This window comes from Gilliamella sp. B3023 (genome assembly GCF_026536845.1).
GTDB classification, from domain to species: domain Bacteria; phylum Pseudomonadota; class Gammaproteobacteria; order Enterobacterales; family Orbaceae; genus Gilliamella; species Gilliamella apicola_E.
Window position 1 is genome coordinate 1 of record NZ_JAFNNH010000028.1, and the last position, 11,736, is coordinate 11,736.

Annotated in this window: 9 protein-coding genes; 3 read left to right on the forward strand and 6 right to left on the reverse strand. The window is 33.1% G+C overall.

What is annotated here, in order from left to right; genetic code table 11:
- On the forward strand, positions 1-3,731 hold a 3,731-nt coding region (locus J3U16_RS11640; RefSeq protein ID WP_267343140.1), incomplete at its 5' end, for a DNA repair ATPase.
- 824 nt (positions 3,732-4,555) lie between these two features.
- Here the strand turns inward: J3U16_RS11640 and J3U16_RS11645 are convergent.
- The 3 genes from J3U16_RS11645 to J3U16_RS11655 form a co-directional block, all read right to left on the reverse strand.
- Positions 4,556-4,747, reverse strand: coding sequence for a hypothetical protein (locus J3U16_RS11645; RefSeq protein WP_267343141.1), 192 nt, complete (start codon positions 4,745-4,747; stop codon positions 4,556-4,558).
- A gap of 788 nt (positions 4,748-5,535) precedes the next feature.
- Positions 5,536-6,282 carry a hypothetical protein gene (locus tag J3U16_RS11650; RefSeq protein WP_267330270.1) on the reverse strand — a complete coding sequence of 249 codons (747 nt, stop codon included), beginning with the start codon at positions 6,280-6,282 and terminating at the stop codon, positions 5,536-5,538.
- Positions 6,283-7,038: 756 nt separating this feature from the next.
- Positions 7,039-7,506 (reverse strand): hypothetical protein, encoded by a 468-nt coding sequence (locus tag J3U16_RS11655; RefSeq protein ID WP_267330269.1) that lies wholly within the window; start codon positions 7,504-7,506, stop codon positions 7,039-7,041.
- A 539-nt stretch (positions 7,507-8,045) separates the two neighbouring features.
- Between J3U16_RS11655 and J3U16_RS11660 the strand changes: the two genes are divergently transcribed.
- On the forward strand, positions 8,046-8,192 hold the full coding sequence (locus J3U16_RS11660) for a hypothetical protein (RefSeq protein WP_267343142.1): 147 nt from the start codon (positions 8,046-8,048) through the stop codon (positions 8,190-8,192).
- A gap of 187 nt (positions 8,193-8,379) precedes the next feature.
- Positions 8,380-8,619, forward strand: a complete 240-nt coding sequence (locus J3U16_RS11665; protein ID WP_267330268.1) for a hypothetical protein — start codon at positions 8,380-8,382, stop codon at positions 8,617-8,619.
- Positions 8,620-8,785: 166 nt separating this feature from the next.
- Here the strand turns inward: J3U16_RS11665 and J3U16_RS11670 are convergent, their stop codons facing one another.
- From J3U16_RS11670 to J3U16_RS11680, 3 genes are all read right to left on the reverse strand, one after another.
- Positions 8,786-9,313, reverse strand: a complete 528-nt coding sequence (locus J3U16_RS11670; RefSeq protein ID WP_267343144.1) for a tail fiber assembly protein — start codon at positions 9,311-9,313, stop codon at positions 8,786-8,788.
- A gap of 286 nt (positions 9,314-9,599) precedes the next feature.
- On the reverse strand, positions 9,600-11,069 hold the full coding sequence (locus tag J3U16_RS11675) for a prophage tail fiber N-terminal domain-containing protein (RefSeq protein WP_267330266.1): 1,470 nt from the start codon (positions 11,067-11,069) through the stop codon (positions 9,600-9,602).
- A 43-nt stretch (positions 11,070-11,112) separates the two neighbouring features.
- On the reverse strand, positions 11,113-11,736 hold a 624-nt coding region (locus tag J3U16_RS11680), incomplete at its 5' end, for a phage tail tip protein (RefSeq protein ID WP_267343145.1).

Consider the following 11,736-nt stretch of genomic DNA (forward strand, 5'->3'; position numbering starts at 1 on the left):
AAAGTGATGAGCCAACTAGAGTTCATCCAATGCAAATTTGGCAAACTCCTTTTTATAGTGATGAATATGCAGCACAACAACCGACAAATAATAGTTTCTTCGGAAAAATAGGTAATGCTGAACTTGTTCGCGGAATTTCAGATCTGTATTTTATCTCGCGCGAAATCGATAACCAGGCAGTCTCTTCACAACTCTATAGCAAATTAAGTGAAGATACAAAACGGCTCTTAGATAATTACTTTTGGCTCAATGACGAGAAGCACCTATCATTCTCTCCTATTCTTCGTAATATTTCACAAACGAGTGAATTAGTTATAGATGAGTATGAAAAAGTCGAAAGCATTCGGCGTCAATCCGAAAGCGCTATGCGTGAGGCAATTTCTAATCAACAAGATTTATTAACCAAGCTTTACCCTGATAGCTGGCAAGAAACACAAGAATTTGTTGATGCATTAAATGCAATAAAATTACAACTTGGCAGTTTAGTCACATTAAGAACTTACCGATACATTGATTTAGACCAAATCGATGAAATGGAAAATAAACTAAAAGCTAGACAAGCTGAGGTTTCATTAGCTACTGCTGAGTTTTTAGGAAGTGATAAAGCATTAGAGCCATTCAATGTAAAAATAGACGATATTGAACAACAAATTACCAAAGCAGATACTGTTGCAAAATTACTTGAGTCTGTTGAAATAACAGAAACCATGTCAACTGATTTAGATATGCTTTCACAACTGATAGCAACCCTAAAATTTGATGACGTCACATTACAAACTAAAATCATAGAATCAATAGCTGAAGTCTATGCAAAACTTAACCAAACAAAAGCTAAAATCCAACAAAAACGAAAAAATTTAGCTAATGTTGAAATGGTTGCTCAATTTGGTGCTCAATTTAAATTATTTGGCCAAAGTATTGCCAATGCCTTGAGTATGGCAACAACACCTGAAAAATGTGATGATGAGCTATCTCGTCTTCTAGTACAACTCGAAGAGCTTGAAAATCAATTCAGTGAAAGTGAAGAGTTCCTTAATGATATTCTGGCTAAACGAGAAGAGATATTAGAATCATTTGAAACCCATAAACAATCACTACTTGAAGATAGAACAAGACGAACAGAAGCGTTACTTACGGCTGCCAATCGAATTTTAGATAGTATACCAAGAAGAACGGCTAAATTTTCTGATCAAAATGAGTTAAATGCTTTTTTTGTTGCCGACGCTTTAGCTTTAAAAATTCGTGAAATAGTCGAAAAATTAAGAGCACTTTTTGATAATGTCAAAGCAGATGATATTGAATCTCGTTTCCAAAGTGCCAGAGATCAATCAATACGTGCCTTACGAGATAAATCAGAAATATTTGAATCTGGCGGAAATGTAATCAAACTGGGGCCAAGACATAAGTTTAGTGTCAACACCCAAGAACTTGATTTAACCATTGTACCAAAAGAAGATCATCTTTATTTGCAATTAACGGGTACTGATTATCAGGAAAGAATTAATCACCCTAAATTAGAAAGTTATAAACCTTTCTGGTCAATTTCATTAGAATCCGAATCGCCTAGTGTTTACCGTGGTGAATATTTAGCATATTCAATAATTAATTCAGCGCTTAAAAAAGAGCATGATTTAAGTTATGACGATTTAAAAAATCAATTAAACAAACCTGAGGTATTAGCTAAAACAGTAAGAGATTATGCGTCAATGCGATATCGTGAAGGCTATGAAAAAGGGATTCACGATCACGATGCATTAAAAATATTAGCCAAACTGATCCCGCTAGGTGAAGCGGCCGGTCTATTACGCTATAACCCTTTAGCCCGAAGCTTAGCTATTCTTTTTTGGCATCATAATCAAAAGAGTGATATTGCCAAATTATGGCCAGAGCGAGCCAAAACTTGTAAAGATATACAGGCGTTATTTGGTCATGATGAAGGTATAAGAAATCTTCAAACAGAGATGTCTTTTGAATTAACCCAATTTTTAGAAAAGTACCCTATTCAACATGAACAGTATCATGTAAAACAAGCAACTGAATATTTAAGCTATATATTAGCCGAAACACCACAAGAATTTACGTTAAGTAAATATGGCCACTATCTATTTGAAGGTTTAAAAGCCCGCCTCGAGGAATCTCATATGTGGGGTGATTTTAACCAATCACAAAGCAATCTTCAAAAACGACTTGCCGATCGCTGGATTCTAATCGAAAGTTGGTTTAAAGGTCTTTGTACCCTCCCCCAATATCAAAAACTATCAGACTATATTGCTGAAGCTTTAGTATTGTGTATGTTAGATAAAGAAAGTAGCATTACGCTGGGAATTAGCGAGCTTGAGCTTGATATTTCCGTCAACGATTTACTTGGCGATCATCCAAGTATAATTCAGGGAGTGTTGAATATTAATCTTGATGATTTCTTTAGTCGCATGCGTAAACAGTCCAGAATTATTATTCCGGAGTTTCAGCATTATCAAAGTCTTCGTCAGGAAGTACTCGATGAACAACGTGATCTTCTACATCTGGAGGAATTTAAGGCTAAACCATTAAGTTCGTTTGTGCGAAACAAACTCATTAATCAAGTTTACTTACCTATCATTGGTGATAACTTAGCTAAACAAATGGGAACGGTTGGTGAAACTAGACGTACCGATTTAATGGGGTTATTACTGCTTATATCTCCACCAGGTTATGGTAAAACGACGTTAATGGAATATGTTGCTAATCGTCTTGGATTAATCTTTATGAAGATTAACGGTCCGGCTTTAGGTCATAGTGTGTTATCTTTCGATCCAAATCAAGCACCGAATGCAACTGCCAAACAAGAGTTAGTAAAACTTAATCTAGCGCTTGAAATGGGAAATAACGTCATGCTTTATATTGATGATATACAGCACACCAATCCGGAATTCTTACAAAAATTCATCTCCCTTTGTGATGGTTCACGCCGAATAGAAGGTGTTTGGAAAGAAAAAACTAAGACCTATGATCTCCGAGGTAAAAAATTCTGCGTTATTATGTCAGGTAACCCATATACTGAATCAGGAGAAGTATTCAAAATACCAGATATGTTGGCTAACCGTGCAGATATTTATAATTTAGGTGAAGTTCTTGGTGGTATGGATGAAGTTTTTGCTTCAAGTTATATTGAAAACTGCTTAACTTCAAATCCAATTTTAGCACCACTTGCGCTACGTGACTTAAATGATCTTTATCAACTCATTGACCATGCACAAGGTAAGCCACTTAATAGCAATGAATTAAGTTATGCTTACAGCCAAGCAGAAATCAGCGAAATTGTTGCAGTACTTAGTCACTTATTGAAAATTAGAGAAGTGGTGTTCAAAGTTAACCAGCAATACATCGTTAGTGCTGCTCAATCAGATAAATACCGTACAGAACCACCTTTCAAACTTCAAGGTAGTTATCGAAACATGAATAAACTTGCTGAGAAGGTTTCTTCTGTTATGAATGATGATGAACTTAATCAAATCATCAACGATCACTATTTGGGTGAAGCTCAACTATTAACTAATGGTGCTGAAGAAAATCTTCTTAAACTCGCTGAAATTCGTGGCGTATTAACTGATACACAAACTAAACGTTGGCAACAAATCAAAGCTGATTTTATACGCAATAAAACTCTAGGTGGTGATGAAAGTGATACCGGAAACCAAATTGTTACGCAATTGGCTGACTTAGTGCAAAGTGTACAGGCATTAAAATTATAAAGCGGTTGTTTTATTAAAAAAATGGAAATTTAATTTCCGCTTTTTCTTAGAGAATGATGATCATGATTCAGTTAGGTTAAAATAAAATTGATGAACAATTAAACCATACAATAATTTCTGGAGCTCTAAAATAACGATAAAAATATACGAATGAGTATTAAGAAAAATATATGAATTATATAAAGAAAACTCATTACATTATATGATGAAAGAGAAATTTATTATTCCAGAAAAGAATACATTGAAGTTATTTAAAAAAACTTATTATTTGTATGACATTATTTTTTAATGTTTCATGTTTACAAATAATAATTATCAGACAATTGTGAAAGAAATAATTCAAATCCACCAAATAAACAACCTGTATATTATGCTCCGGTTTATAGTACTAATTGTAGATGGGATGTTTATGTGAATGATGTTTTATTAAACCATTTTCCTGCTAAAAGAGGCGAAACTCCGCTGTTTGCAATAAATAAAAATAATATTTACTCATATCTAATCTATTTCCATCGCCCTTATCCAAATGCTCCATTAGAAGGAATAAGATAGTTATAATGAATCCTATTTAATTAACTAATCAATTAACATTATTAAAACTAAAATTTAAAAATTAATTGCTATAGTTTACTTCAGTTTAATCTTTTATATTTGATTATAAAATTTAAGCTTATACAAATAAAAAACATATGTCTCAACTTTATTAATCCTATCAGATTATACAAAGAATTTGAAATAACATATTATAAAGTTAGTTATAACTTTGATTTTAAATTTGTCTATGATAACCGTCTTCTACTTTCTATCTGTAAAAGATTATGCCTTTACACAAAAACTTTTAGCATAATTCTCAAGCGTATTAACCGGGTTACTTTCTGCATTCTAGGTTTAGCAAGTATTATTGGATTATCATCAGTAACTGAAATCTCAACACCATTTCTGTTAATCCTAACACATTCTTCTGACATGCATAATGAATAGCGTTGGGTTGGGTTGGGTTGGGTTAGCTTATTCATTGATAATTCATTATAATGTTCAAAGACCATATATATTGGTTCATAGCAAACGAAAGGGGATATCAAATTGATATTTTTTTGAATTCATCACCAACATGAATGAGTGGAAACTGTAAACTTAATTTTGAAGTTAATTCAGCCCCTTGATCGGGTAAATTGATTTTTGCTACGACAGGTTTAAATTCATTAGCAGCAATTTTCAAAGACTTAAATTTATTCCAGACTAATCTCAGTGGCTACTGAAATTCAAGATGATAAAATGTGATATTATAATATTCTTCTGCGGAGTTCTTTCATGAGAAAAACTCCCGCTGTTTTTGTGAAATAGACATTATCTTATTTAATTGAGTGTTAACGATGACATCAAGAAGTCTCATCTCATTTTCTTTGAAATATTCTGGGAAAAATTTGATATAAAGGGAAAAATAACGCGGTGCTTCAAAGTTATTAATTAAAATGCTTTATAATCACGTTGCCACGGTTGGGCCTGGACGTATTAAGCAAAGAATCAAGCGAAAAGCGACAATTAGATGTTTGTGATGTATCCCATTCCGTCGCTAGTTTTATATCAAATGAAAAAATTCCTTTTGTAATATGAGATTGAACAGTAAAGAAGTATTTGAGCTTCCTGTCTCGACGGTCGAAAACTAGTTTTTGTCATCTAAAATATGTACACAATTGCACTGTATTTTATCTAATAGATAATCATTCATTATCCCCGCTATTTTTTAGAAAATAAAAAAACACGCAGGCTAGGTTAAAAGGTGGAAATAAATATATAGATACAATTAAAACAAGCTCATCTTACACATATTTTCGAATGGAGCTATTGCGTATTTTAACCCTGTCATATTATATGTAAAATACTGAATGTTCCCCCCTGTAGATTGCAAATTAGTCATAAATACCTTTAATTTTTTATGATGTTCTAGCTCAAATATTATATTTTTTGAATTAGATTTATTATTTAAATATAAATCATAAATTATTTTATCCTCATATAAAATCCAATCATTCCATTGCTCTGTGCTGTCCCCATAAAATGATGCAGACATAATTTCGGCTTTTATTGGAAGTAGATTGTGCTCCCCTATTTTATTAATATACAATCCCATTTGCTTCCTTTTACACGTAATAGCTAATTTACCATCAATAGGGGATTCTTCAGGATATGTATATATTTCTACATAATCTGCTTTTTCTGGAGTGGATAATTGTAAGGTTGACATTTTGGTGTTGTTTTGACTTGATATTAGCGCCCAGTGCCATTTTCCCATTTTTGAAATATCAATATCTTTATTTATATTATCGAAACAATACAATCTTTTACTTGTACTGTTAAAGCCATGCGTTAGACATGATAGAACCTTATTGTTAAAGTGGGCATTGCCAGGAATCCAAGAATCATCATAGCACTGCAATCTTAAAAAATCATCGCCAATAGTTGAGCATTTTTGGATATTTTCTTTTAAGTTATTTGCTTCAGCAAAAACAAAAAACGGTAACATCAATATACATAATAAAATCTTTTTCATACCATCACCTTACTTTTCCGATAATGATATGTTATTTAAGGAGTTAGAGCAATAAAAAAACCGCCGAAGCGGATTGTTAATATTGTGCATTTACGAAATATTTATGTAAATATTTAAATCTAATATTAATACAAAAAATTTATTAAAATATAATATGTTTACTTAACAACAATTTCATTTTTTTAAGTTTTCATAACTTTTTTTATTTAAAAGTTTATGATCACTTTTTATTTCAATTTTTATACATTCACCTGTTACATATTAGAATTTATCATAGAGAATCACAAAAAATTCAGTTTTTTCGGTGGGTAGTATTTTATTAACAAGAAGATAATAGTTTTATTGGTTCATGTGTGCAATAGAATGTCTACGAATAAGTCAAACTTTTTATTAATTACGATTACGAATCTTTCTTTTTCATTCAAAATTTAATTTAGCTATATCACTACAAATTGTGTGTCATCCTAACAATAAAAGAAGAAAAAAATAAGCGACTTAATTATGTGGTTGCCTGTTATGGATTTCGAAAATCCTCGTCATTAAAAATCCATATTTAATAGGTATCAATAAAGCAACTATTCATTGTTTAACCAAAACTAAATCAATGTTTAGACAGTTATTTATATTTACGCTGAAGAACGTTTAACATAGGGAAAGAAGGCACAGAATTAGAACCCGTTAGAAAGAAAATATATCGTCCTAAACCAATTTGAAGTGACTCTCAAAGATGTGGTGTTATCCCACATCCTAAGGTTTTTATTTTCTACTATTTTTTATATAAAGATACATTAAAACAATAGGTGCAATAAAAGGCGAACCACTCAAAACCATTCCACGTAACACAAACTTTATTATTCCTATACCTAGTGAAGAATTTCTATTTATAGGGTAGCTTCTTCCTGATATAGCAAAAGCATTAGCTTCCATGGCATCATCTACCATATCTTTTAACGGAGGAAAAATTTTATAACAAATAAAGTTAATAATAGGATTAGTTAATAATGAGGTATATGGATAAAGTAGTGTACAAATTGATGTATAAATCAAAATAAATGAAAACTTTGCATAATCACGAGTTCCGAAAAACATTACTAACAATAATACCGCGAAAATATATGCAAATATCCACAAAGCAACGAATAAATTCTTTAAATAATATTCTTTTGAAACACTAAAGATGGTCTTATCTAAAAAGTTTTTACGTATACCGTTAAAATTAGTCATATCAAATCCCTCTGGAAAATTTTTGTATATTTTATATAAAAACTTGGTTATAGCAAACTCAACATTGTTTAATTCAATTAATGGTAAAATCTCATAAAATAAGTTCGACGCTAAAGCCTTATAATAAGGCGCATTTCTTATCTTAGTGTAGCAAAACAGCCTTTATCAGAAGTTCAAACTCATGGTAAAACAAAGTTATTCGTCAGCAAATTGGAGATAATCCTCTCCTCAAAATAAGACCACCCGATATCACGAAATTAATCAATAATTTACATCGACCAGGATAAAGCTTAATCCGCAAAATGCATATATCATTTATTGCGGGACATTTTCAGATAGGAGTATGCTCGGAGTTGGAGTGAAGAAACCCAGCCGAGTCAATCAAATGCCCTAAAGGTGACTGTCAGAGAGTTTATATAGAGAACAACGAATTGACTCAATGACATTATTGGGTCACAAATTTCAACAAATGATTGATAAATATAATGATATCCGAGGGCGTGAATACAAAAAACTGAGAATAAATTAAACCTATTTACGTGGTAGGTAACCGTATCGATGCTGTTTCAATTGGTGTAAACGGTAAATCAGGCATTACAGATGTCTCAGAGATTCAATCCAAATTAACTGATCTGAATTACAGGATTTATGTTACTGAGTTATATCAAAATGGTGATAGCTGGTAGCGTGTTTATTCGAATGCGTTTATTAAGCAGTCTAGCTTCATTAATGTAACAACAGGGAATATTAATGCAGTTTGCGCAATTTTGGTTAACTTGATTAAACCAATGATAACCAGAAATTATGGTATAGCATTTGATAAAATTAACTTGGGTAGCTGGATTAGTATTGACTTCGCTTATGCTGAATTATATGAAACCTCATTTTAGCTCGCATTATTTGCCTCGTACACATGTCAATCCTATGTTAGATGGGCAGGGGGTACTAATCATGACATATATGAACGATGAATACGCAAAAATGGCGATAAAAGCAAATGAAGAAGGCAAGGCATTAAAAAAGGTAAAAGGGAAGCTAAAGCTGGTTGAACCTCAACCTATTGCATTAACTGACGAACAAATTGTCTCACAAAACCAAACTATGAAAATCTAACTAATCAATGAAGCTAACAGAAGAATAGCTATTTCACAGGATGTTATAGATTTAGATACGCTAGTAGCTGATGAAGAAGTGCAGCTAAAAAAATGGAAAAATATCGCATATTATTAACTTGTTTTGATGCTACAGATGTTAATGCTGCTTTTCCTGAAAAGCCCGTTTAGGGCTTAACTGGTAATTCAATATCTAATTTATTTGTATCAATAGATTTTAGCTGTATACGATACAATTTCCATTTTTTAAGTAGTTTTTTATCATCATCTGTTGCTATTTCAAGCTCTATTTTGTCATTCAAGATATGTATCTCATTATTAGCCTCAGATAACAAATCTGCAATATTTATTTGATGTTGTTTAATATTAAAGTCATTTTTCTGCTCTTCATCAAGCACCCATTTTTCACCGTTCCATTTACAAAATTCGAACGGTTCTAATGACGTAAAGCCGTTTGTTATTGGACCTATATAATCAATTTTAACAGCTTCTTTTGTTTCAATATTATACACAGTTTTTTCGCGATTATCTTCAATGAGAATCCACTTTCCGTCTTGTTCGCATGGACAATAGCCCTCTTTAAATGTAGGAGAAATTCGTAGCGCATTATCAGGTGGTAATGTGTCATCGTTCGCATCTAATTGATGTGTAAAAGGTTTTAAATCGTTTGTGTTATCGTAATAATAATTAATCATAAATTTTCCTATTTTTGTTCACCTAATCGACAGGTAGGTAGTTGGGAGGATGATGCTAGTAGAGAAATTTGGGGACATTTTAATTTTGGTGTGTTGACTAATCACAATAAGTATGCGAAAGGTGCATTTAGCGACACACGAGCATTTAATCCCACAAACGCGGTGTTTTTAGCAACTAGAGATTACGAAGTATGGGGTATGACTTTAGTTCATCAAGAGTAAAGCCAAGCGCGAATGAGAATAGACTGTTAAATATCGGCACGATGCCAGCAATATACCTAGGCATTTAAACTCCTAAATAAATAGTTGGCGTGAGCCCTATATTGATAGGTCGGTTTTCATTTGCTGTAGGAACAACTCGTGAGGCATCAAAATTGAAAAATGCCCATCTTAAATGGCGACTACCATTTTGTAGCCATTCATCTCCGCTATGATGAATTGATATTGCACCATCAGTTCTCCCATTTGTAACATTTTCATGACCAATGAAAGCTTGTCCAGGACCGTCCTGTAGAGCTCCTTTAATATTACGAATTGCGTCCCCCTCAATACTACCTACCTGTCGAGTAGTTCCATTTACTGCACGCATAAAATAGCCACGCCCATCTGGCGCAAATGCAGTTGGCACGTTAATATATTGTAGACCGTTAATAGTTTTAATCGTAATGCGATGATCTATTTTATAGTTAGCTGATAAACTATTTAAAGCCTGTCCCTGCGCTGAACTTAATAAGTAATTATCTCCATTTTGAAAATACCAACCAAATGGTAATTCATCATGTCGGAACGGCATTAAACGTTGGTCTCCAATAGCATCTTTAAACACTAAATGGCTACTTACCACGTAAATAGATGCGCCATTCACCTGTTTTTTAACAGCAGGAATAGTACCAATATCATCAGCCGTTGGTTTGTTATTCGGCGAATAAACACGCTGACCATTTTCAGTTAAATTTTTAACATCTAAAGAGCCATTAATTGACTGATTGTCTATGCTAGATTTTTTTATAAAAACAGAAGTATCAATTGATGATGCGGCATTTTTAACGTCATCTGCTGATTTTTTAGCAGACAGTTCAGAATTTTTAGCTGCATCCGCTGATGATTTGGTTGCAATAGCATTATCTGCTGATTGCTGGGCTGAATTTTTTGCCTTGGTTGCTGACTGATTAGCTAAATCAGCTGAGTTTTTCGCATTATCTGCACTAGTTTTAGCATTGTTTGCCCCAACCGCCGATAAGTCAGCATATTTTTTAGCATCATCTACACTGTTTTTAACAGCGGTCGCTGTTTTGGATGCCTCTTCCTCACTGGATTTGGCGTTATCTGCACTAGTTTTAGCTAATTTTGACGACTCTAAAGCATTATTTTCTGAAATTTTGATTTTTTTCTCTGATTCTACAACTTTATTTGCAGATTTATTGGTTTCATTTCGAGCCTCAAATACATGTTGTAGTATTGCTGGTGTTATCTCACTCTCAGATGGATTTAATAAAAAATCATTTAGTGTGCCATCATTTGAATCAGAAAACACTTGGATTGTACCAAGTCGTTTTTTGGGAAAACCATTAATAATCAAGCTCACTTCATACTCACACGGTAGTACATTCATAGTGTAACTGCCGTTTTCAGCAACTTTAAAAGCTTGAGTTTGAGTCAGCACTTTAATTGTTGTTTTTTTTGCATATAGCTCGATAGTGCAATCATTAATAACTTGACCTGCACCATCTGTTAAAATCCCTGATATTTTGGCCATATTAATATCTCCAAAAATAAATTAACCGCTACGGAAGCGGTTGTTATTTTTTCAATGTCATTATTGTGATGAAATTCGGTATTCCGTTTTCTTTATGTTTGCCGGTTTGTGTGTTAACAAAAAACGTTACATTGGCTGGTATTGTAGTTGAAAGAGTTTCACTTGCAGTGAGACTTATCTTTGATGTCTCTATTGTTTTTTTGATAACTCGATTAGTTGCACTATTCCTGATTATGATATCTAGCTTGCCATACGTGAAATAATTCGGAGTCCAATTGTTATCACCACCAGAACCAAGATGGCCAACAGCTACTAACGTAACTGGTAAAATGAACAACTCTCGATCAAACGGCTCAGGCTCTATAGTAACAGAGCCATTTTTTGCACACGTGTACATTTTTACAATATCCCCGACAATCTGCATTGCTGTTAACTTTCCTTTAATTTGACAATTTTCATTAATGACAACATTGTTTAATTGCCCAGAATTCGCATAAATATTGCCACTAATATTAGCCCGTCTTGCGTTTAATGTACCGTCTTCCCAAAGCTCAAAAGCAGGTGGGGTACCTGCACTAATAACACTACCAGCTATCATCCTGCCGCCTGTAATTTGCGGTGCTCTAATTTCAGTGCCCGCTATTAATCTATCGCCTCGCATAGTACC

Excerpts from the sequence above, each read along its gene's own strand:
- J3U16_RS11645 (WP_267343141.1), bottom strand. The coding sequence starts at position 4,747 with ATGAATAAGCTAACCCAACCCAACCCAACCCAACGCTATTCATTATGC.
- J3U16_RS11650 (WP_267330270.1), bottom strand. The coding sequence starts at position 6,282 with ATGAAAAAGATTTTATTATGTATATTGATGTTACCGTTTTTTGTTTTT.
- J3U16_RS11655 (WP_267330269.1), bottom strand. The coding sequence starts at position 7,506 with ATGACTAATTTTAACGGTATACGTAAAAACTTTTTAGATAAGACCATC.
- J3U16_RS11665 (WP_267330268.1), top strand. The coding sequence starts at position 8,380 with ATGAAACCTCATTTTAGCTCGCATTATTTGCCTCGTACACATGTCAAT.
- J3U16_RS11670 (WP_267343144.1), bottom strand. The coding sequence starts at position 9,313 with ATGATTAATTATTATTACGATAACACAAACGATTTAAAACCTTTTACA.
- J3U16_RS11675 (WP_267330266.1), bottom strand. The coding sequence starts at position 11,069 with ATGGCCAAAATATCAGGGATTTTAACAGATGGTGCAGGTCAAGTTATT.